This window comes from Mycetohabitans sp. B2 (assembly GCF_021733735.1).
Lineage (GTDB): Bacteria > Pseudomonadota > Gammaproteobacteria > Burkholderiales > Burkholderiaceae > Mycetohabitans > Mycetohabitans rhizoxinica.
The window spans coordinates 173,020-195,159 of sequence record NZ_JAHKSP010000066.1; the positions used below are offsets into that span (position 1 = coordinate 173,020).

Annotated in this window: 20 protein-coding genes, 3 pseudogenes and 1 other annotated feature; of the genes and pseudogenes, 16 read left to right on the top strand and 7 right to left on the bottom strand. The window is 60.9% G+C overall.

Annotated features, from left to right (window positions below; genetic code table 11):
• Positions 1–27: 27 nt before the first annotated feature.
• Positions 28–3,324, top strand: coding sequence for an RHS repeat-associated core domain-containing protein (locus KPG66_RS15215; RefSeq protein ID WP_237071337.1), 3,297 nt, complete (start codon positions 28–30; stop codon positions 3,322–3,324).
• A 282-nt stretch (positions 3,325–3,606) separates the two neighbouring features.
• On the opposite strand, the gene hydA is transcribed toward KPG66_RS15215, so the two are convergent.
• The 4 genes from hydA to KPG66_RS15235 all read right to left on the bottom strand — a co-directional run bounded on the left by hydA (position 3,607) and on the right by KPG66_RS15235 (position 9,297).
• Entirely contained in the window at positions 3,607–5,064 is a 1,458-nt protein-coding gene (gene hydA, locus KPG66_RS15220; protein ID WP_237071338.1) for a dihydropyrimidinase, read from the bottom strand.
• 127 nt (positions 5,065–5,191) lie between these two features.
• Positions 5,192–6,469: an NAD-dependent dihydropyrimidine dehydrogenase subunit PreA gene (gene preA / locus KPG66_RS15225; RefSeq protein ID WP_237071339.1), complete on the bottom strand. Its 1,278-nt coding sequence runs from the start codon at positions 6,467–6,469 to the stop codon at positions 5,192–5,194.
• 71 nt (positions 6,470–6,540) lie between these two features.
• Complete coding sequence (locus KPG66_RS15230) at positions 6,541–7,941, bottom strand: NAD(P)-dependent oxidoreductase (RefSeq protein ID WP_237071340.1); 1,401 nt, start codon at positions 7,939–7,941, stop codon at positions 6,541–6,543.
• 90 nt (positions 7,942–8,031) lie between these two features.
• The gene (locus KPG66_RS15235; RefSeq protein ID WP_237071341.1) at positions 8,032–9,297 is read right to left on the bottom strand and encodes a Zn-dependent hydrolase; all 1,266 of its coding nucleotides are present in this window, start codon (positions 9,295–9,297) and stop codon (positions 8,032–8,034) included.
• A 316-nt stretch (positions 9,298–9,613) separates the two neighbouring features.
• Here KPG66_RS15235 and KPG66_RS15240 point away from each other — a divergent pair, with 316 nt between their 5' ends.
• Both KPG66_RS15240 and KPG66_RS15245 read left to right on the top strand, forming a co-directional pair.
• Positions 9,614–10,027, top strand: coding sequence for a DUF6306 domain-containing protein (locus tag KPG66_RS15240; RefSeq protein ID WP_013428545.1), 414 nt, complete (start codon positions 9,614–9,616; stop codon positions 10,025–10,027).
• A 276-nt stretch (positions 10,028–10,303) separates the two neighbouring features.
• Positions 10,304–10,657, top strand: a complete 354-nt coding sequence (locus tag KPG66_RS15245; protein ID WP_013428547.1) for a hypothetical protein — start codon at positions 10,304–10,306, stop codon at positions 10,655–10,657.
• Positions 10,658–10,772: 115 nt separating this feature from the next.
• On the opposite strand, the gene KPG66_RS15250 is transcribed toward KPG66_RS15245, so the two are convergent.
• On the bottom strand, positions 10,773–10,925 hold the full coding sequence (locus KPG66_RS15250; protein ID WP_237071342.1) for a hypothetical protein: 153 nt from the start codon (positions 10,923–10,925) through the stop codon (positions 10,773–10,775).
• Between the two features lie 609 nt (positions 10,926–11,534).
• On the opposite strand from KPG66_RS15250, the gene KPG66_RS15255 reads away from it, so the two are divergent.
• The 8 genes and pseudogenes from KPG66_RS15255 (at position 11,535) to KPG66_RS18105 (ending at position 15,846) form a co-directional block, all read left to right on the top strand.
• The gene (locus tag KPG66_RS15255; RefSeq protein WP_237071343.1) at positions 11,535–11,870 is read left to right on the top strand and encodes a hypothetical protein; all 336 of its coding nucleotides are present in this window, start codon (positions 11,535–11,537) and stop codon (positions 11,868–11,870) included.
• A gap of 160 nt (positions 11,871–12,030) precedes the next feature.
• On the top strand, positions 12,031–12,651 hold the full coding sequence (locus KPG66_RS15260; protein ID WP_237071344.1) for a uracil-DNA glycosylase family protein: 621 nt from the start codon (positions 12,031–12,033) through the stop codon (positions 12,649–12,651).
• 452 nt (positions 12,652–13,103) lie between these two features.
• A complete protein-coding gene (locus KPG66_RS15265) occupies positions 13,104–13,727 on the top strand; it encodes a cupin domain-containing protein (protein ID WP_237071345.1) in 624 nt (207 codons plus the stop codon).
• Between the two features lie 25 nt (positions 13,728–13,752).
• A complete protein-coding gene (locus tag KPG66_RS15270; RefSeq protein ID WP_013428552.1) occupies positions 13,753–14,142 on the top strand; it encodes a DUF488 domain-containing protein in 390 nt (129 codons plus the stop codon).
• 152 nt (positions 14,143–14,294) lie between these two features.
• Positions 14,295–14,491, top strand: a pseudogene (locus KPG66_RS17800) (winged helix-turn-helix domain-containing protein); the annotation flags it as partial.
• Positions 14,492–14,716: 225 nt separating this feature from the next.
• Positions 14,717–15,037: a DUF4148 domain-containing protein gene (locus KPG66_RS15280; protein ID WP_041754716.1), complete on the top strand. Its 321-nt coding sequence runs from the start codon at positions 14,717–14,719 to the stop codon at positions 15,035–15,037.
• Positions 15,038–15,339: 302 nt separating this feature from the next.
• Complete coding sequence (locus KPG66_RS18100) at positions 15,340–15,576, top strand: acetyltransferase (RefSeq protein WP_370645103.1); 237 nt, start codon at positions 15,340–15,342, stop codon at positions 15,574–15,576.
• A gap of 9 nt (positions 15,577–15,585) precedes the next feature.
• Positions 15,586–15,846, top strand: a complete 261-nt coding sequence (locus KPG66_RS18105) for an acetyltransferase (RefSeq protein ID WP_422393289.1) — start codon at positions 15,586–15,588, stop codon at positions 15,844–15,846.
• A gap of 75 nt (positions 15,847–15,921) precedes the next feature.
• Here the strand turns inward: KPG66_RS18105 and KPG66_RS15290 are convergent, their stop codons facing one another.
• Positions 15,922–16,797 (bottom strand): AraC family transcriptional regulator, encoded by an 876-nt coding sequence (locus KPG66_RS15290; protein ID WP_237071347.1) that lies wholly within the window; start codon positions 16,795–16,797, stop codon positions 15,922–15,924.
• A gap of 301 nt (positions 16,798–17,098) precedes the next feature.
• On the opposite strand from KPG66_RS15290, the pseudogene KPG66_RS15295 reads away from it, so the two are divergent.
• From KPG66_RS15295 to KPG66_RS15310, 4 genes and pseudogenes are all read left to right on the top strand, one after another.
• A pseudogene (locus KPG66_RS15295) lies at positions 17,099–17,443 on the top strand (S-adenosylmethionine:2-demethylmenaquinone methyltransferase).
• 15 nt (positions 17,444–17,458) lie between these two features.
• On the top strand, positions 17,459–17,923 hold the full coding sequence (locus KPG66_RS15300) for a gamma-glutamylcyclotransferase family protein (protein WP_237071348.1): 465 nt from the start codon (positions 17,459–17,461) through the stop codon (positions 17,921–17,923).
• 245 nt (positions 17,924–18,168) lie between these two features.
• The gene (locus KPG66_RS15305) at positions 18,169–18,429 is read left to right on the top strand and encodes a type II toxin-antitoxin system Phd/YefM family antitoxin (protein ID WP_041754717.1); all 261 of its coding nucleotides are present in this window, start codon (positions 18,169–18,171) and stop codon (positions 18,427–18,429) included.
• Positions 18,426–18,695, top strand: a complete 270-nt coding sequence (locus tag KPG66_RS15310) for a Txe/YoeB family addiction module toxin (RefSeq protein ID WP_013428562.1) — start codon at positions 18,426–18,428, stop codon at positions 18,693–18,695. Before KPG66_RS15305 ends, KPG66_RS15310 begins: the two co-directional genes overlap by 4 nt.
• A gap of 154 nt (positions 18,696–18,849) precedes the next feature.
• Here the strand turns inward: KPG66_RS15310 and KPG66_RS15315 are convergent.
• A pseudogene (locus KPG66_RS15315) lies at positions 18,850–19,265 on the bottom strand (IS3 family transposase); the annotation flags it as partial.
• Positions 18,853–18,969, bottom strand: a sequence feature (AL1L pseudoknot). (Overlaps the previous pseudogene by 117 nt.)
• Before the next feature lie 639 nt (positions 19,266–19,904).
• Here KPG66_RS15315 and KPG66_RS15320 point away from each other — a divergent pair.
• Positions 19,905–22,140, top strand: a 2,236-nt coding sequence (locus KPG66_RS15320) for an AMP-binding protein (RefSeq protein WP_237071349.1), incomplete at its 3' end; no start/stop codon positions are given.

The following is a 22,140-nucleotide window of genomic DNA, read 5'->3' on the forward strand; positions in this document are numbered from 1 at the left end:
ACGGTGGTCAAACACGAAAGGTACGCGATGAACGAAACCGAGTGGGAAAACGTCTGTCGGGGCACGCCGGTCATACAAGTGATGGATAACCGCGGGTTAGGCGTCCGCACGCTTCACTACAATCGCGATAGCAGCACGTCACCGTTGGACGAGCGCGTGAGTGTGGCGCAGCACACGGAATGGGGGCATCTGCGCTCAACGACCGATGCACGCCTGTTTGATGCGCAGCAGCAGGATCCCAGGGTGGCACCGAATGTGCGTTGCGTCAGCTCATTGAGCGGTCGCGCGCTGCGTCGTGACAGTGTGGATGCGGGGTTGAGCGTGGCGCTGTTCGACGTGGAGGGCCGTATGGCCTGGAGCCAGGATGGTCGCGGCACCCAATGGCGGCAGGTCTGCGACACGCTGGGGCGTACTGTGGCCACCTACGTTCAGGCTTCAGATGAAGTTGAGCGGTGTCACGAGCGCATCGTTTATGGCGAACAAGTGCCCCAGGCGTCGGCGCATAATCTAAGAGGACAGGTGGCGCGCTATTACGATTCGGCGGGTCAGGTCCGCACGGCGGGATATACCCTAAGCGGGAAGTCGTTGCAGGATACCCGGCAGTTGCTAGCCAATCGAGATACGCCGGCCAATTGGGCGGGTGATGACGAAACGGCGTGGACGGCTCAACTGTCGGCCGACGCGTGGACCACCGCGCGGCAATACGATGCGCTGGGCGACACGGTCTCCCAAACGGATGCGAAAGGTAACCGGCAGCGCTTTCGTGTCGACGTGTCGGGTCGGCTACAGACGAGTTGGTTAAAACTGGCCGACGCCCGTGACGAGCAGATCATTGTGGGCGATATGCAGTACACTGCCGCCGGTCAGCGGCTCAGCCAGACGGCTGGCAATGGCGTGGTCACAACCTACGACTACGAAGCTCAAACCCAACGGCTGCTACGCACCGACACGCGCCGCGAGGATGGCACGTCGCTGCAAGCCCAGGAGTACACGTATGATCCGGTTGGCAACATCCTAGCCGTTGGCGACGCTACGCAGCCCACCCGCCATTTTCGCAATCAGCGCGTAGCGCCGCTGCACACGTACCGCTACGATGCGCTATACCAATTGCTGGAGGCCAGCGGACGAGAGAACGCCTCGGCTGGCCGCCAGGGGCCGGCTCTGCCGACACCGCAGCGCGATCCGATCAATTTGACCAACTACACCCGCAGCTATACATACGATCGGGGGGGCAACCTCACCGCGATCCGGCATCAAGGCCAGGGGGCCAACGCTTATCGCAACGACATCGTGATTGCGACCCAAAGCAACCACGGTGTCGCGCAGACCGAACAGGGCAATCTGCGCCCGGAAGACATCGACGGTGGCGGTTTTTTTGATCGTAATGGCAACGGCTTGCAGTTGCAGCCCGGCCAGCCTCTTGAGTGGAGCGAGCGCAACCAGTTGAGGCAGGTCACGATCGTCGATCGTGGCAATGACGATGACAATGACCGAGAAACATACGGCTACGATGGCAGCGGGATGCGGGTGTGGAAACAGCGTCGCACAAAGACCGGCAGCACATGGCGCACTGAAGAGGTAGTCTATCTGCCGGGCCTGGAGCTTCGCACGACGCGCGTGGACGACAATGTCGAAGAAGCGTTGGAAGTGGTCACCGCCGCAGACGGCGTGGCACGCGTGTTGCACTGGCGCGTGGGGCAGCCCACGCAGATACCCAACGACCAGTACCGCTGGAGCGTGAGTAATCTGATCGGCTCGGTGAACCTGGAGCTGGACAGTGACGCCCGCATTCTGACGCGCGAGGAATACTACCCGTACGGCGGCACCGCGGTGTGGGGCGGCAACGATTGTGAAGTGAAATATAAGTTTGTCCGGTATTCAGGTAAGGAGCGCGATGCGACGGGCTTGTATTACTACGGCCATCGCTATTACCAGCCGTGGTTGGGGCGATGGGCGAGTGCCGATCCAGCGGGGCCCGTCGATGGTCTCAATCTCTACATGATGGTCAAAAACAATCCCATCAACCATGAAGATCCGAATGGCTTAAAGGCATCGAACTGGCAGCTATTTAAAACCATGGCAAAAAAGCACGGCCCGAAGTTGGTGCCTTGGGTGACGCCGATCCTAGCGGCGGGTGCTGTGGCGTTAGGTGTGCCAGGGGTGGTCATCGGCGCGGTAGCGGCGACTGCGGGGCTCATTTACTCAGGCTACCAAGGTTATAAAGCTTTCCAGCGATTCAGACGCGGCGACGGTTCAGGTGACGCGACCCGGCGCAGCCAGGAAGCTGTTATTGCGACAGCGTCACCCAAACAATTAAGTTTCTTGGGCAAAGTTGGCAGGGCATTGCGCTGGGGCGGGGCTGCCGCCGCAGTGGCGGGAGGCATTGCGGCGGCAGTCGGCGCGGCGCCGCTTGTCGTCGCGGGCGTAGGTATTGCCGCGGCCCTTGGCGGTGCGGCATTTGCGGTAGGGGCGGCCTCGCGGCTTGCACGAAGACATGCAGCGCATCAGGCTCGTCAAATCCAACGAGAGGGGGGCGGTATCGTCAGTTACGGCGCCCGTTCTGCGGCCACTACGTTTGTGTCAGCCGAGATGCATGGCGCCTCGCATACTGGAGCTGCGGTGGCGATGGCCGGTACTGCGCCGATTTCAATGCTAGGGTGGGCGGAACAAAATGCTGAAGCGAGCGTAGCCGGTGCACACGCAGGCGGCGTGGCTGTGGGGGAATATGAAAGTATCTCACGGGCGGTCGGCGTTGAAACGGCGACGGATATACCGGCGCTCGTTGGCACGGCGCTGGGCGGTGGTGCAATGGGCTATTTACATGGCCAGCTTGAGGGAGCCACAGAAGTGGGTCAGGCGGCGGGAGCGATGGCCCGCCAAACGCGGGCTCGGCTTTGGCTGGGATTCGATGCTGTCAATGCGTACACTCGAAGCTTGGGAGAATCCATGTTCGACACCGGCGTGTCGTTGGTGCGAGATGTCGCCCATTACATGGGATTCACTGGAGGACGCTCATGGGCAGGACGGGCTGTTCAATTCGGGTCGCGCATGGCAGGCTGGTTGCTGGGGAACCGGATCAGGGCGGCTGCAGGATACACGATTGGCAGCGCCGTCTTGGGTGCGGTTGGCGTAGGGGCACTGCCAGCGAGCACCGGTGCGATAACATTCGCCGCTGCAGCGGGTGGGGCCGCTTACGGGGGGTACCACGCCCTTCCTGAGGGCGGGTTTATCTCGGGTATGCGGCGCATAGCCACTGGAGTAATCAATCGGGCGACGACCCATTGGTTGACGTTTCCTAACCTTGGAACTAGTTCAACAGCCTAAAGTCGGCTTTTGTTAGGGAAGTAGTGATTTATTGGGCTCGGTGTTCATCGAAGAGGTAGCCGAGGACGTTGAAGGAGGCTCACGGAACGGCTTCCAACGATGAGCGTATGGTCTCGCGCGGAAAGCGACTCGGCGATCCGCCGATTGGGTCCAACAGGAACTGCGGGATCGCGGTGCAAATGGTAGCGCTGAAGTGCGTCTCGATCATTGTGTGGGACTTCGGCGCGTCATTCTGTGGCGCCTGCGCGTGGCCATAGTACTCCCGGCACTAGCCTGCCCGCGCTATTGATCTCGTTGCACCGGCTGTACCTCGCGTCTTCGATTGGCGAGCCGCGCGGCCTCAAAGTAGCTGGGGTTCGACGGCCGTTTTAGATACCGTCCGGCACCGCGACATGCACGCAGCTCGCCATCGGCCCACACCAGTTTGCCGCGTGCAATCGTATGCGTTGCGACGCCGCGTACCGTGATGCCTTCGAACACGTTAAAGTCCACGTTCTGGTGATGCGTGCTGGATGAGATTGTCCGCGTCGCCAGTGGGTCCCAGACCACGAGATCCGCATCGGCGCCCACCGCGATCGCCCCCTTGCGCGGGTACAGGTTAAAGATCTGCGCAGCGTTGGTTGACGTCACGCGCACGAATTCATTCGGTGTCAGCCGTCCGGTGTTCACGCCCCGATCCCATAAAATCGCCATCCGGTCTTCAATGCCGCCGCAGCCGTTCGGGATCTTCGTGAAATCGTTGCGGCCTATCGCCTTTTGCGATGCACAGAATACACAGTGATCGGTCGCGGTCGTATGCAGGTATCCGCCCTGCAGTCCGTGCCACAAGGCTTCGCGGTGCTCGGCCGAGCGAAATGGCGGGCTCATCACGTGCGCGGCGGCGCGCGTAAAGTCTGGGTCACGGTAGACCGACTCGTCGATCACCAGGTGACCGGCGAGTACTTCGCCGAACACGCGCTGACCTTCGCTGCGTGCACGTGCGATTGAGTCCAGCGCATCCTTGGTCGACACGTGCACGATGTAGACGGGCACGCCAAGCACCTGCGCGATACGTATCGCACGGTTGGCCGCCTCGCCCTCGACCTCCGGCGGCCGTGACAGCGGATGGGCTTCGGGGCCGGTGAGGCCGCGCGCCAGCAATTGGCGCTGCAACTGGAACACCAGCTCGCCGTTTTCCGCATGCACGGTCGGCAATGCGCCGAGTTCCAGTGACCGCGCGAAGCTGTTCACGAGGGTCTCGTCATCGGCCATGATTGCGTTCTTGTATGCCATGAAATGCTTGAAACTGGATACGCCGTGCTCGTGTACGAGTACGCCCATGTCGCGGTGCACGGATTCATCCCACCACGTGACCGCAACGTGGAAACCATAGTCGGCAGCCGCTTTTTCAGCCCAGCTGCGCCATTGGTGGAACGCGTCCATCAGCGATTGACGCGGACCGGGAATCACGAAGTCGATGATCGACGTCGTTCCGCCCGCGAACCCGGCCGCCGTCCCCGTGTAGAAGTCATCACTCGCCACGGTGCCCATGAATGGCAGTTCCATGTGCGTGTGTGGATCGATGCCGCCAGGCATCACGTATTGGCTGACCGCGTCGATGACTGTCGCGCCGGCAGGCGCGTGCAACTCGGCTCCAATCTGCACGATCGTGCCGCCCTCGTTGCTGCCCGCGCACAGCACGTCAGCCCGCCAGGCCTGGTTCGCATCGATTAGCGTGCCGCCTCGAATCAGAATCGCCATCGCTTGTCTCCTTCAGTAAAAATGCCGCCGCGGCTAAGCACTTGCCACGCTGGCGCGCATACTTTTGCCGAACTGCATCATCGCGGCATAGCATCCGCGGCGAAGACGGTTGCGATAGCAGCGCTGTTCATGCGGTTGGCGACTTGACCACGCGCGCCGGATTGTTTGGATGCGTGGTCCAGTTCGCATAACGGCCGGCATCGACGCGCTCCATTGTGATGCATTGATCGACTGGACACACATGCATGCACAAATTGCACCCCACGCAGTTGGCATCGATCACCTCGAAATGGCGCCGGCCGTCGCGGTACCCCGTGATCGCCTGATGTGCCGTGTCTTCGCACGCGATATGGCATAGCCCGCATTGGATGCACTTAGATTGGTCGATGCGTGCCTTGATGTCGTATTGCAGGTTCAGGTACTTCCAGTCGGTCACATTTGGCACGGCACGCCCGCGCACCTCGTCCAGTGTCGCGAAACCCTTGTCATCCATCCAGTTCGACAAACCGTCGATCATGTCGGTGACGATACGGAATCCGTAGTGCATCGCTGCTGTGCAGACCTGCACGCTGCCGGCACCCAGCACGATGAACTCGGCCGCATCGCGCCAGTTCGAGATGCCACCCATGCCTGAAATCGGCAGCCCCGGCGTATTAGGATCGCGCGCGATCTCGGCCACCATGTTCAATGCAATTGGCTTGACCGCTGGTCCGCAGTAGCCGCCGTGCGTGCCCTTGCCGTCGACGGTGGGCATCGGCGCCATCTGCTCTAGGTCGACCGCGACGATCGAATTGATCGTGTTGATCAGCGATACGCCGTCGGCGCCACCCGCGTAGGCAGCCCGGGAACCCAGCCGGATGTCGGTGATGTTCGGCGTGAGCTTGACCAGGCAGGGGAGCCGGCTCGCCTGCTTGACCCAGCGGGTGACCATCTCGACGTACTCGGGTACCTGGCCGACCGCGGCGCCCATGCCGCGCTCGCTCATCCCATGCGGACAGCCAAAGTTCAACTCGACGGCGTCGGCACCCGTATCCTCGACCTGCGGCAGAATCGATTTCCACGCCTGCTCATTGCACGGCACCATCATCGATACGATTAGCGCTCGGTCCGGCCAGTCGTGCTTGATTTGGGCGATCTCGCGCAGGTTCACGTCTAGAGGGCGGTCGGTGATCAACTCGATATTGTTTAGCCCGGCGATGCGCTGACCGTTGTATGTCGTGGCCCCGTAGCGTGAGCTGACATTGATCACGTGCGGGTCCAGGCCCAGTGTTTTCCAGACCGCGCCGCCCCAGCCGGCCTCGAATGCACGGTTGACATTGTAGGCCTTGTCGGTGGGCGGCGCGGATGCCAGCCAGAATGGGTTCGGCGATGCGATGCCGGCTATCGTGCAGCGAAGGTCAGCCATGATCGGCGCTCCGGTTTCTGATATCGATGTGGGGTTGTCATGTCATACGCTCGGCAGGCCGTGCTGTGGGGTCATGCCGCCTTGACCGCGGTGCGTGTGAAGTGACGGTGGATCGCATGCGCAGCCAGCTTACCATCTTGGACCGCCTGTACAGTCAGATCCAGTCCCGGGTGGTTGGTGCAGTCACCGCCGGCCCAGACACCGGGCATCGACGTTGCACCGTCGGCGTCAACGACGATCCGGCCGCCATCGACAGTCAGTAAGCGGGCCTCCAATCCGTCCGGTATGAGCGTCTGGCCGATCGCTTTCAGTACGACATCCGCATCGATGTTGAAAGTCTCGCCGGTGCCGACGAGCTTGCCGTCGGCGTCCAAGGTCGTGGCCTCGAATCGCACCGCGCTGACCTGTGGGCGGCGCCCTGGTTGTGGATGCGGTGCGCCGACGATGCACAGCGGCCTCGCCCATTCGCGCAGCACCACGCCTTGTTTGCGCGCGAATTCGCGCTCGGCCCAGGTTGCGCTCATCTGCTCGACGCTGCGCCGGTAGACCATCGTGACTTGCTGCGCGCCGAGCTTGAGGCTCTGCACGGCGGCGTCGATCGCTGTGTTGCCGCCGCCGATCACTACCACGCGCCGGCCGACGGGTACGGCGTCGAGCGTGACGCTTTGGCGCAGCCGAGCGATGAAGTCCACCGCGTCGAGTACGCCGTCGATCGTCTCACCGTCAACGTGTAGCGCATTGACGCCACTCAACCCGATGCCAATGAATACCGCATCGAATTGCGCGCACAACCGCGCGACGGTAATGTCGCGGCCGAGCCGCTGCCCGGCGCGCAGTTCGATACCCCCAATTGACAGCAGCCATCGCACTTCACGCTGCGCAAAGTCGTCGACTGTTTTGTATGCGGCAATGCCGTATTCGTTCAAGCCGCCCGGCTTGTCATGCGCGTCGAAGATCGTCACCCGGTGTCCGGCCTGGGCCAGCGTATGCGCGCAGGCTAACCCGGCCGGGCCCGAGCCGACCACCGCGACATGCCTTCCGGTGTCGGCGGCCCGCGTGAACAGCGGTTTGCCTGATGTTGCCTCGCGCGCCATCTGATGGTCGGTTGCATGCCGTTGCAGCGCGCCAATTGCAACCGGCTTGCCATCCTGCTTGTTGCGCACACAAGCGCCTTCACAAAGGATTTCGGTCGGGCAGACGCGCGCGCACATGCCGCCGAGCGGGTTGACCAACAGGATGTCACGCGCTGCGCCCTTCAGGTTGCCGTTGCCGATTTTGCGAATGAACCCCGGGATGTCGATGCCCGTCGGGCAAGCGCTCACGCATGGCGCGTCGTAGCAATAATGACAGCGGTTCGCCTCGACGACAGCCGCGTGGGCGCCCAGCGGTGGAGCGACATCGGCGAAGTTTGCCGCAAGCTGGTCCGCAGACAATCGGCCTGCTGTGATATCACCGGTTTGGGACGAAGACATCAAAGATTCCTTTGAGCAGAAAACATAATCCTGCCGGCCGCGATGTACGGCTAGCAGGAACCGAACCGATCACCCCATGACGGCAAACGGCTATTCCGGCTCGCACGCGCGTTCGAGCATCGCGTGCAGCAACACGTTGGCACCGGCCTCGATCCATTCAGGCTTCGCGTCCTCGACCTCGTTGTGACTGATGCCGTCGATACACGGGACAAAGATCATCGACGTGGGCGTGACCTGGGCGAGATAGCACGCGTCGTGGCCAGCGCCCGATACGATGTCGCGATGCGAGTAGCCAAAGCGCTCGGCCGCCGCGCGCACTGAACGAACGCATGTGGCGTCGAATGGCACCGGCGCGTAGTAGAAAATTTGCTCGACCTGTGCGTCCAGGCGGCCTGCGTCGGCGATTTGTGCGATACCCTCGCGCAACTCGGCATCCATCCGGGCCAGTACGTCGTCGCTCGGGTGCCGGAAGTCGACCGTAAAGAGCACACGTCCCGGGATCACGTTGCGCGAATTTGGATGAACCTGCATCATGCCGACCGTCGCGCACGCGAGTGGCGCGTGCCGCAGCCCAATCTCGTTGACCAGTTGCACCACGCGCGAGGCGCCAAGCAACGCATCGCGGCGACGCGGCATTGGGGTTGGGCCGGCATGCGCTTCCTGCCCGGCCAGCACGATTTCGTACCAGCGCTGGCCTTGTGCGTCGGTGACCACGCCGATCGTCTTGTTCTCGCTCTCCAGGATCGGTCCCTGCTCGATGTGCAGTTCAAATGCCGCGTGAATTGGCCGCCCGCCGCATGGCTGCTCGCCCGCATAGCCGATGCGCGAGAGTTCATCGCCGATCGTTTTACCATCGACATCTTTGCGCGACAGTCCGTACTCGAGTGAAAACACACCGGCGAACACGCCGGAGGCTACCATCGCCGGCGCGAAGCGCGAGCCTTCCTCGTTGGTCCAGATTACCGTCTCGATGGGTCGTTCAGTGACGATCCCATGATCGTTCAGTGCGCGGATTACCTCGAGGCCGCCGAGGACACCGTAGATGCCATCAAAGCGCCCGCCAGTCGGCTGCGAATCGGCGTGCGAGCCGGTCACCACGGGCGGCAAAGTGTCGTCCCGGCCAGCACGGCGCATGAAGACGTTGCCCATCCGGTCGACGCTGACCGTGCAACCGGCCGCCTTCGCCCAGTCCACGATCAAATCGCGCGCTTGCTTGTCTAGGTCGGTGAGGGCAAGCCTGCAGACGCCACCACGCGGCGTCGCGCCGATCCTGGCCATCTCGATCAAGCTGTCCCACAAGCGCTTGCCATTCACCTTGAGCGCGGTGCTGAGCACACCGTCCGTTATGGTGTTCATCCCCGTCCTCTATGCATGTGGCGCATCGCGAACGCGATGCGCGTGACTACGTTTAGAACGTGCATTTGTGTCGTGATTGCAGCCATGACGCCTGATCACAGTGCATCGTTTATGCGGCCGGACTGGCCTCGATACCGCTGAAACGCAATCCTGTTCAATTGGAAGGTTGTAGGCGATAAACGACGCAAATTCAATGTCGGATCGGAGTGAAAAGTATGCTATCGATGTTGCACCGCATGAACGAAAGCAGCAACGATCGCATGCGGCGGGCCGCGCCTTGGATGCTGCACGGCTACATTGACGCGATAGGGTAAGCGTGCGGGCAGGCGCCCGGGTTGCCTCGCAGACCGCGGTCGAGCTGGTCGAACCGGCGCTAAGGCAGTGGGTCACCGACATCCGGCAGGACGAAGCACGCTGGTGCGCTATGCTCACTCACGCAATCATTTCGCTGGATGCCACGCCGACATCGCGCACTGGCGCGTTCTACGGCAAGGCCATGGCGATCAGGAACATCGGCGAACGGCTCGCGTTCTTGAATCGCGGCCAGCGCTGGGTCATGCGGCGGCTCTGCGCGCTGCTGCCAACGGTCCGCGACGCACGACTGCGCAGCGATCTGCAGGCGATGCTAGCTGCCCACCAGCGTAACGTCCTGCGCGTCGATGCGCGCGCCGGCACGGCCGCGGATGAGCCGGGCATGCCTGCACCGCAGCGGCCTGCCGCGCCGCAGTAGTGCTCCGGGCTGCCGGGCCTGCGCCACGAAGATGACGGTTGTCTGCATCCAACACGATGCAGGCATTCGAGCACTAGCGAGCCAAAGCCGGTATGGATATTGCGTCTGCCCCCCGTGCTTGACGCGTCGCGTCGAACCGTGGCGCCCGGATTGGCGTCTTAAAGCAAAAGGGTGGCGGGCACCGTGTGGATTGCGGGGGGCCGAGTTACCACCCGTGCTATTTCATTTCCCGGACGATGTAGTTTTTCCGCAGTCCGGGACCACTAAGGTAGGGAGATGAACAACGGTTTGAATTCACGAGATACCGGCGTCGAGCATGCCCGCACGTCGGTTGCCACCACGCTGCGCGAAGCGACCTGGCAGGGTAGTCGTCACGCGCGCGCGGCTCAGCCCGCCACGGTGCGGCTCACAGTACACGCATCGACAGGCGAGTTGCGGATCATTGCCGTGTGGGCGGCATTAGGCGCCTATGCGGGTCACGTCACGCAGAGCCGAATTCGCTGCAACCGCAAACTTGCCGTGGACGTCCTGGAACTGGACTTTCGCGACATACCGGATGCTGCCCTCATGGACATCGCAGCTCATCTATCCGCAGCACCGTGGGTACGAGACGCGCGCGTACAAGGATGACACCAGCATACGAGAACCGGCTGGCCACCACGACACTCGCGGACCCGTTAATGGCAGGCCGGCCGCGGTGGCCCGATATACGCGATCCCAACCGCGGCAACCGTGAACTATTGGCCTATTGGCTCGCCCCGGACGCTGGCGCGACCGTGCTGCTCGAGCCGCTGGGCGCGACCTCGGAATTGTCGGCGCGCCTACATCCCTCGATGCCGGCGGCCAGCATGACCATTAACGTGGTGAATAGTAGGTGGACAACGTGCCGTTTCATCACGGGTTCTCCTTTGACGAATGTCGTAATGAACCTTGCAACGTGCGTACCCGGGCGCTCACTTATTGGCCCCCTTTTAAATCCGCCGTAACCATGCGCTGGCCGTCGGATAGCATGGGGCCAGGCTTGCGATGTAGCCTGGGGCCCTCTATCGCCGCCTTCGTGACCGCGTTCCGTGCCGCGATGGCCATTGCCGCGGCGCTCGCGTTCGCGTGCCGGACATAGGCTTTATCGGTGGATATCTAGGAGTGGTTTTAGAATTTGGGGAAAAATCCTGCGCTAAGCCGGCTCAGCCCTTGGCGCGTCACCTACGTGGTTGTCTATCGCGTCATAGCTTCCGCGATTGAGGTCGTAACGGTAGTGCACGCGTGGATACCAAGAACATTCGTCACGAGGGCACTCCGCTATGAGCATGACGGCCAAAGATTACATCGCCAAGGCGGGACGCGTACTCGAAAAGACGCGTGTACTGTGCTGAATGCGGGCGGATTGGGAAAGGCATGCAATCGAGTCTATTATGAGATATGTAATATGGTACATGCGGCGTTACTCGTGGCAGCGAGTATGTCAGAATGAAGTCGATTAAAGTCCGATGCTTTCAAGGAGGCAACCATGGCAGGCGTTGGTAGTGAAAAGGTTTTTGAGAATAGCAAAGTTATTGTCTGGAACTTTACTCTTGAGCCCGGTGCTTTCTCCCCGCTCCACACGCATGAACACGACTACATGTGGTACACTATCGAGGGCGCGGTTCTACAGATTTTTGATGAAGATGGAAAGGATCTTGGAACGCTCGACGTACCGACGGGCGCAGTCTACTCTTTAAAGCTTGATAACGGCTATCTTGAGGTGCTTTCAGAGATCGGAAACGGCATTCAAGTACCCGCAACCCATAAGACGCGCAACACTGGCACAACTCCGTACCGTGAGATTCTTGTGGAATATAAATAATAAAAAAATGCGCGCCGACGATCGGTTCGAGGCCTTGATCTACGCGACACACTGGTCGGCATGTTGGCACGATGACGCATCGCTGGCACGCGACGATGGCGCGGGGCCCGCCTCAGGTGTATGCTGCCCGCTGGTCTGATTTGATGTGCGTTGAAGCGGTATGAAGCTCGTGCAGCCCCATCTCCGATATGCATCTCTGGACACGTTGCTGCGCGACGTGCGCGCATGCCGTGTCTGCGATACGCAGTTGCCGGCCGGCGCGCGGCCGGTGGTCAGGGCCAGCCGCGATGCGCGTCTGTTGATCGTCGGCCAGGCGCCGGGAGCAAAAGTTCATGCGTCCGGGGTGCCATGGAGTGACGCCAGCGGCAAGCGGTTGCGGGACTGGCTCGACATGACCGAGGCCGAATTTTACGATACGTCTCGCGTCGCGATCATTCCGATGGGCTTCTGCTACCCGGGTCGGGGTGCAAGCGGGGACAATCCCCCGCGACCGGAATGCGCGCAATTGTGGCTTGAACAGCTGCTGTCCCATTTGCCACGGGTCGAGTTGACCCTGTTAATTGGGCAATATGCGCAGCGCCATTTCCTCGGCGCACGGCGCAAGTCGTCGCTGACTGAGACGGTCCGCGCGTGGGCCGAGTACGCCCCAGCGTATGTGCCACTGCCGCACCCGTCGCCGCGCAACCAATTATGGTTCAAGCGCCACCCGTGGTTCGGCGACCAGGTGCTGCCAATGCTCAAGCAGCGCATCGCGGCGTTGTTCGGCACGCCGCCACGCTAACGGACGAGTCCCCGATATACGACAACCAGCGCGCATGCGGCTGTGCGGCACTTATCTTGCGCGCTCCATCGTGTTGCTGGCATGGCTCGCCCGAGCAGTACCGATGCGAGCCGCCGGCCGTGGCGACGAACCGACGGTGTTCCAAGATGCCGCACTGCGGCGTGCCACGGTGATAATCCACAAGCGATGAAATGCAGAAAAGCGCATTATAGGCGTTACATGGTAAGCGGCATCGTGCTCACCGCGGTGCAATGGGCACCGTGCGAGGCCGATGCGGATCAGTCCAGCAGACAATTGCGCCAGTGGACGCAAGCTTTTGCAGTCCGGTGTGCAAGGTCACTCATGCAGGCCGCGCCGGCTAGAGCCGCGACCTGGTACGGACCGCGCATCCACGCTGGCGATGTGCGCTGAGTAGAAAACCGGAGCGGACGCAGACTTGAAGGAGCACCGTTATGCCACGTCCTTTCTACTTGCGCCGCGCGCCGCGTGGCTTCGGCGCCGAGGGCGACGGCCATGTCCGCCGCGGCGGCGCAACCTCGGCGCGTCCGCCCGGCGTATCGTACGCCCCCGTGCCCACGCCCGAAGCGTTCATGTTGCCACCGAACGACTGGATACCGAACAACGATCGCTTGCCGGTGCTGCTCTACCGTGCAGGACTCAGTCCGTATGAGTACGATCTGGCGGCGTGTTTCGAGGCAACCTTTGCCCGCTATGGCTGGCCACCGCGATGGCGGGGCTGCATCTACGATTTCCCGCACTTTCACTCGACCGCACACGAGGCGCTGGGCATCGCGCAGGGCGTGGCCAGCGTCGAGTTGGGCGGCCCCGGCGCACGCAAGGTGCAACTGGAGCGTGGCGACGTGCTCGTGCTGCCAGCGGGCACAGGCCACCGCTGCTTGTCGGCCAGCGAAGACCTGGTGGTAGTGGGTGCTTATCCGGCTGGGCAGCAGTGGGGCATCTGCCGAGAGCCATTGCCGGAGGACGCGGTGCAAGCCATGCGCTCGCTGGCGGTGCCGGATAGTGATCCATTGGGCGGTGCCCACGGCCCATTGACGCGTTTGTGGCGCGCGGGATGACACACCAACACAATAGGAGTGAGCGATGAGCATACGAATCGTGCAACTCGGCTCGCCGCGCGCCGATGACGAGGGCTTGCGCATCGGCACGGTGCGCAGGCCGCCACGCGGCGTGCCCAAGGCTGAATTCGCCCGACGCGACTACTATGACGTGTGGTTGCCGATTCTGTCGCCGGATGCAGACGGCGTGGCGCAGGCGAAATCGGCGCACGGTCAAGCCGAATGGAACGCGTTCGCCCGTAGCTTTCGTGCCGCCATGAACAGCGGTGACGCCAGCAAGGTACTGGACGTGCTCGCCGCGCTTTCCAAGTCGACAAATTTCTCGATCGGCTGCTATTGCGAAGACGAAAGCCGTTGTCACCGCAGCATTCTGCGCGAGCTGCTGAAGGCACGCGGCGCGCAGATTCGGTCGTGAAGCGACGGCCGGTCAGCGAATCCGCTCGCGGTCAAGCCCCCGGCACGTCGGACGAGGGCTACGTCGCAAGCGGGACACCTCACGTGCGAGATACGTCGCAAGGTCCATGGCCAAGCCTTCGCCAGCAGCCACGCCACGCTCGCGGCAAGTGGATGCGTATCCGCACCGGGGATACCGTCGCCATCGGTCCCGGTAGGATCGGATCGCATTGCTCGAAGCCGTGCCCATGCACGGTTCGATCTCGGCCGCCGCGCGCAGCCTAGGCATGTCCTATCGGTGCGCATGGCGGTTGCTCGACGAGTTGAATCAGTCGCTGAAGTCCCCGGCGACCGTCTCGAAGCAGGGCGGATAACGGGGTGATTACCGAGGCTGCACACTCACGGCGGTCAGCGAGCAGATCTCACGGTGGTCGGCGAGCAGATCGTGCGGCTTTATCGGGACCTGCAATTGTTTCGAAAAAACTAATTTAGTGTCGCAAAAATAGGGATCTACCCTAGAAAACTTAATCTCTAGACTGCAATTGTCGTCCCAAGCAATTTGGCGGGACACCTCAATAATAGTGCGGAGGTTCATAATGAAGTCCATGTTCTATGCGGCCGTGGCTGCTTCGGTTTTCGCTGTGCCGATTGCTTCCTTCGCTCAGGCGAACGCGCCGTTGACCCGTGCTCAAGTGCAGGCTGAGTTGGCCCAGCTCGAAAAGGCTGGCTATCAGCCAGGTCTCGCAAGTCCGTATTACCCGGCCGATATCCAGGCGGCAGAAGCGCGCCTGTCCGCGCAGCAAACGTCGTCAGTCGGGGGTGTCGCGACCGGGGCCTCGCGTAGCGGCGCAGGCAATGCCGCCGTGTCACCGCGTGAACCGGCAAACGAGGTCAACTCGGTCTACTTCGGCCAGTAAGCGGCCGGGCGCAACCGGCCGACGGTTCACGCGCGCTTAATAACACTGATTGCATTACCTCCACCGCCCGGCGACGGACGGCATGCCCAGGCGCCCCGCCTGGGCTTTTTTCCACCTGGCTTATCCCCGCGAAACGCAATCGGCTTTTCTGCGCGCCGTCAAGGCAGTTTCGGGTCACGACTGGTAGGCGCGGGACATCGTTGAGCAGTCTGCCAATGGCCGAGTGGGCGCCATAGCGCACGGTACATCATTTGGTTCGCGCCCAAGGTCCTGCCCAGCCCCGATTGCACGACGGTGCGCAGATGTCGTACCGTGAGGCCCGTGCCGCTTGGTTGACCGTCATGCCCGTACCGCCCTGTATTCCATTTCACTGTACATTGCGTGCGGCAACGCTGGAAGACTTCGACTTCGCCGAGGCACTCACGTGCACGAACATGGGTGTCTACTATCGCCGCCGCCATGGTCTGACATGGCACGCCGACCTGTTTCTGACCAGTTGGTGGCTGTTGGAAAACTACATTGTCGAACGGGACCGCTAACGCATCGGCGTGCTGCACATCAGCAACGAAGAGGATGCACTGCATATCCGCGACCTGCAACTGGCGTCTGAAGTCGGCGGTGCGGGCGGTGGCACGTTCCTGCTAGAAACCGTGCACGCGTGGGCTCGCCGGCGTTGCCTAAGGATATTGCGTCTGCATGTGTTCGCCGACAACCCCGTCACAAGACTGGATGCGCGGCGCGGCTATCAGGACGTCGGGGGACAGCTTGCCGACTTCGGAATGATCAAGCAGATGGAGCGCGTTGCCTGACTGCGGCAGTCCAGCATCACCGCCGGATTGATTCCGCGCACCGCCGATCGATTAGACATCCTTTAAAATCGTCGGCTACGGTGCCGGCGGCCAGGTTGAGCCGATCGGCCCGGCTACCTCGTCAGGTTCGAAGACTTGGGATTCGCACGCACCGGACACACCGTCCTGCCGCGTGAAGAATGCACGGGGGCTCTCGCCAAACGCGCGACGAAACATCGCCGAGAAAGCACTCTGGCTCTGGTAGCCGAACTGACGAGCCACGCGCGCGAGTGGATACCCTTGGCTGAGCAGCGGGATCGCGCGAGCCAGTACCGCCTGCTGTCGCCATTGCGAAAAACTCACGCCCAGTTCCTGCCGGAACAACCGTGCAATGGTACGCACGCTGGCGCCCGCCCGCGCGGCTACCATCTCGAGCGTTTGCGCATGCGCGGGATCGACCAGCACGGCCTCGCACAGCCCCCGCAGGCGCTTCTCGGTCGGCAGCGGCACGCCAAGCGGCAGCGGCCGGGAGCGCATCATTTCGTCCAACAGCAACTCGCACAGCAGCACTTCGCGCCGCCTGGGCAGCTCGCGTGCATCGAGCGCCGCAATCACCTCGCGCATCAAAGGCGAAACTTCGACAACCCGGCATCCGCTGAGCCCCACCGGACACGCGGATCCGTCAATATAGATCGTGCGCAGGAACGCGTCCTCAATGACGGCGACCTGGTGTGGCACGTGCGGCGGCACATACACGGCGCGCGACGGCGGCACAATCCAGGTGGTGTTCATACTGGTCATGCGCAACACGCCGCGCGACGAGTAGGTCAGTTGCGCCCACGGATGCGTATGGCCCGCAAAACCATGACCGGCTGGCATGGGCCGGGACCGAACCCGGATTGGATGACCGCGGGTCGGCGCGTGATGCGACGCAATGTCGGTCCTCAGGACCGGAATGTCGGCAGAGAGCATGGCGCTAACAACGGCACAAACAAAAATGAAATAATGGCGCAGTTTCGCAGCAATTTGGCCCGCTGATAAGCAATGTCATGATGGTCTCCGGGTGCCGCGTATGGCATACGCGGACACGCGCCGACACTAGCCGGCCGATTCATGCGTTGAGTGGCCGTTTTTTAGCTTCATCCGCCTGAATGAATTCACTGTCTTGGCACGCGCACTATGCTACGGGGCGAGCGGCCCGGCCGTGCGCCCGTGCTGGTGAAAATCCATGGCGTGCAAACGGCATCGGGCCGCTCTTATTCCAGGAGATACGATGACAACGTTCGCCGCCCCGGATCTGTGCGACGCCCATGAAGGCAGCTTGGCCACCGGCACGCTGCGGGTGCTGGCGCTAGTCTTCCGCGCCTTCGGGCGGGCGAGCGCATTCGCTGGGCCTGTGTTGACGCATCCTCGCCTATGGCGCGGTGCGGGACACACGCGAGTTGAACGCATGCGAAATCGGCATCCGCGCGTTCGCGGTGCACCCACAGCGCAGCCCAAAACGGGCGTCGGCGAACGGGACGTTGCCGTCGTGCTCCCTGGCGTCACGACCCGGTCGGGCGAGTGGATCTATGGGGATGCGGATGGCATCCTCGTCTTCACCACGAAGCTAACTTGAGCGAGAGAGACCATTATGCTGAACGTCTTTGTCTACGGAACACTGCGCGAGAACGAGGCCAACGATATTGGCCGCGCCGCCCAACGAAGCGGCCTCCCGCAGCCGCGCTGGCTCGGCCGAGGCAGCGTGAAAGGCACGCTGTACGACCTCGGCGCGTACCCGGGTTTGGTGCCCGATACAGGGGCCGGTGAAGTCTACGGCGACGTGTTCGAAATCGACGAGACGCTGTTACCAGTGTTGGATAAGATCGAGGCGGTATTTCCGCACCATCCGCTCGAATTTCAGCGCAACATGATTCAGGTTCAACTCAACGGCAGGCTGTTGCCGTGCCAGTTCTATCCTGTTGATGCAGCTTCGACGGTAGGGCGCACGCCCATCAAATGTGGCGATTGGGTCGCTCACCGCCAGATGCGTGATCACGGTGCTCAGCCGGGCGAGCCGGACATTGCGCTATCTAAGGTGGTCGAGAGCGCGGCGTAGCCGCAAGCTGTACTTGCCGGGCGGTATTGACCGCCCCGCCCATCATCTATCCGTTTTGAGCGACAAATGCGCCAGGTGGCGCACGCATGGACTGTGCACTGGGGGCACCAGGCTTCAGGGTCACGCCATCGAGGAATCCTCGTCCCGATTGAACCGGACCCGGGCCACTGCTCTCACTGGCTCATATACATGTCCAGCCCAAGTTGCTATACTTGTACAATTTATCGTACATTGAAAGTAACCCAATGCGTACAATTCATTTTTCGGATGCACGCAGTAACCTCAAAACCGTGATCGACCAGGTTGTCGACGATGCCGACGTGACGCTCGTCACGCGTCGCGATGCGCCCAATGCTGTCATCATGTCGCAGGATTATTATGACAGCCTGATGGAGACAGTACACCTGCTGCGCTCGCCGGCCAATGTCGGCCACCTCGAGCGCTCGATCGCGCAGCTGCGCAAGGGCAAAGCAACGGAGCGCAAGCTGGCCGAGGATGCTGAGTGAGCGATCGCCGCGTGCTTTTTACGCCCGACGCATGGGAGGACTACGTCTACTGGCAAGGACAGGACCGCAAGACTCTCAAACGCATCAACCAGCTCATTCGCGAAGCACAGCGTGCGCCGTTCGAGGGGATCGGCAAGCCGGAGCCACTGAAGGCAAACCTCTCCGGCTTTTGGTCCCGCCGCATCGACGACACGAACCGCCTCGTGTATGAGGCAGACGATTTCCAGATCAGCGTCATCTCCTGCCGCTACCACTACCAGGCGTGACGGCGCGTCGCCGGCGCAGCTTGTTCCTGTCGCACCGTTGTCCCCCTTCGTCCGCTATCTAATGACGCGCAGAATGGCTTACGAGCCTGTGTCCAAGCCTTCTTAAAAGGTCCAGCCCTCGGCTAAATACAAATGTCCGGTTTTTGGTTTGGTTGGACGGGGCAATCCGCAAGACCTTGCAGATCGGCTCGGCCCCGAAGGTGCCGCGATGCTGATCAATAAAGGCCTTCAGGACTTGAAACGGCGCTCGAGCTGTGCCTGGGCGAAAAACGCGCTCGCCAGCTTGAGAATCTCGTTGGTTCGACGCAGTTCTTTGACCTCGCGCTCCAGGGCCTTGATGCGTTCACGTTCGGCCGTGCTCACGCCATCGCGTTTCCCACGGGCGCGCTCGTCGCGTTTGACACAATCCAGCAGCGTCTGCGGCGTGCAGCCGATCATCGGTGCAATCGATTCGACTGCCGCCCACATCGACGGGTGTTTGCTACGTTGCTCGCGTACCAGGCGCACGGCGCGCTCTCGCACTTCCGGGGAAACTTGTTTGGCTTCTTGTTCATGACTCAATTTTCTCAAGAGTTGGCGCCTCCACAAAACCCGGGGCGGTTCAGGATACCGACGCTACTTGTCCATTAGCGGTAGTACGGTCATGATGGGCGATATCAAAGTTTTAATTTTGCTAGCTCAGCTTTGCTGTGCTGATCACGACCGGTGACCTGGGGCACGACCTTAAGCCGTACTTCATCCATCTCGTGAGTGATCGTGTAGCTTCTGGTTGCAATTTTTGGCCTTATCGTTTCTTTTGTTCAAAACCTATCGTTTTAAGCAAATATAATAGGCGAGAGTGCATCATGGCGAGTGCTTTACAGTCTTTTAACCCGGTGCTAAGCGTTGCGTTTACCTGAAACTTTGTAGCGGCTCATGACAGTCGGGCACAGTGCTTGCGAAACGTGAAGCAGTTACCGTCGAGTTAATAGGTCAGTAAACGGGTGCGTTGCCGTAGCTGTATGGCTAAATAAAAGTGATGTTTGGCGGGAAAATGAAGCAGTACCCAATACTGAACCCAATGACGCCACGCTAGAAATTGTACGCGACGTGTTATGAAAGTCGTAGTGGTTACTAAGCAGTAACGAGAGATTATGAATGTGATGTTAATATTAATTTGTACATCTATTAAAAATAAGGCTGCTTAGTCGCCTGAACCGGAGCTGTGTTATGGATGCTAGCATCATGCCCACTACGTATGCATTATCCGCTGCCCAAACGGAGATTTGGCTCGCGCAGCAGCTGCATCCAGACAGCCCCGTGTACAACATTGCACAGTACACGGTGATCGAAGGGGCGATTGATGCGACCGTCTTTGAAGCGGCATTGCGTCAAGTGATCGATGAGGCCGACACTCTACGCTTACAATTTATCGACAGCGATGACGGGCTGCGGCAGAGGATCGGTGCACCCGCATGGTCAATGCCGGTGCTGGACCTCACGGCGAAAGCGGATCCTCAGGCAGCGGCCCAGGCGTGGATGCGCACCGATTATCAGCAGCCGGTGAATCTGATGCAGGGACCGCTTTTTTGCTATGCGTTGTTGAAAGTGGCGCCCGCGCAATGGATGTGGTACCAGCGCTATCACCATATCATTATGGATGGGTTAGGCCAGTATCTAATCGCGCAACGTGTCGCGCACGTATACAGCGCAATGTGTGCGGGCGGGGAGCCAAAGCCGTGCGCGTTGGGTTCGGTTCTGAAGCTGTTGAACAGCGATGCACAGTACCAGACCTCTGCTCAACGAGAGCGAGACGAAGCGTATTGGCTTAAGCACTGTGCCAATTGGCCCGAGCCCACGACGCTGGCGAGCCGTGCCGCATCGGCCTTACAGCACCGACTACGCCAGACAGCGTATGTGGCGACACAAGCGCTAGGCGACGCTGCGTCGGATGTGAGCCAACTGGCGCAGCTTCTCACCGCTGCGTTGGCCGCGTATTTGCACCGGCTGACCGGTGCGCAGGACGTGGTGCTGGGCTTTCCCGTGACGGCCCGCCTGGGCACGGATCGGCATATTCCCGGTACACTGGCGCACGATATTTCGCTGCGCTTCACGGTGCAGCCGGAAATGAACCTGTCGTCATTACTACAGCAAGCTGCGCAGATCCAGCGCGGCTTCCGGTATCAGCGCTACCCGAGTGAAGCGCTGCGGCGTCGATTGGGACTGCCGCCAGGGCAAGCGCTATTCGGTGCCGCAGTCAACGTAATGCCGTTCGACTACGATTTATCGTTCGATGGGTATCCGTCTACGAACCATAACCTGCTCAATGGTCCGGTTGACGATCTGATGCTCGGCGTTTATTGGACACCCAATAACTCTCAATGTCGGATTGACTTTAATGCGAATCCCGCATGCTACACAGCAGAAGAGCTCGAGGCACATCAGCGCCGGTTTGTTCGGTTCGTGCAAGCGTTGGCTGCGGATGCAACGCGGCCGATTTGCGGGTTCGATTTGCTGGATGCGGAGGAACGGCATCGGCTGTTGGTCGAATGGAACGCGACGCAGCAGGACTATCCGGCCCACCAATGTATCCACCAACTGTTCGAAGCGCAAGTGGAGCGCACATTCGAGGCGACAGCGCTAGTCTATGAAGACCAAGCCCTCAGCTATGCGGAGTTGAATGCACAGGCGAACCGCTTGGCGCATGAACTGATCGGACTGGGCGTGAAGCCGGATGCGCGGGTGGCAATCTGTGTGGAGCGTTCCCCAGCGATGGTAGTGGGACTGCTGGCGATCCTGAAAGCCGGAGGAGGTTATGTGCCGCTGGACCCAGCGTATCCTGGTGAGCGGCTCGCGCATATTTTAGAGGATGCGGCGCCAGAGATTGTATTGGCCGATGCGTCAGGCCGGGCAGCCCTGGGTGAGGTGGCCTTGGCTGATCGTACGGTGCTCGATCCTAACACACTGCCGGAGCAAGCTGAGACGAATCCCTCGGTGCCCGCGCTCACGTCCCGGCATCTCGCGTATGTGATCTATACATCGGGCTCCACCGGTATGCCAAAGGGGGTAATGGTGCATCACCAAGGCGTGGTCCGGCTGGTCAGAAATACTGATTACGTACAGGTCGAGCCGGAAGCGTGCTTTGCATTTGCGTCGAACATGGCGTTCGATGCGACGACTTTCGAAATTTGGGCGCCTTTGTTGAATGGAGCACGCATCGAGGTTATCGACCGAGATATTCTGCTTTCTCCTTCCGCACTAGCCTGTAAACTCAAGCAGAGTAGGGTGACAATACTATTTCTGACAACGGCGCTTTTTAATCAGGTCGCTAGAGAACAGGTTGACGCTTTTAGTGATCTGCATTATCTGTTGTTTGGAGGAGATGACCTGCCCCCGGCAAACAGGGCCGGCCGGAGTTTAGTAAAGTTCGTTTTCGGAGAAGAAGACGAACATGAAGAAGCGCTTT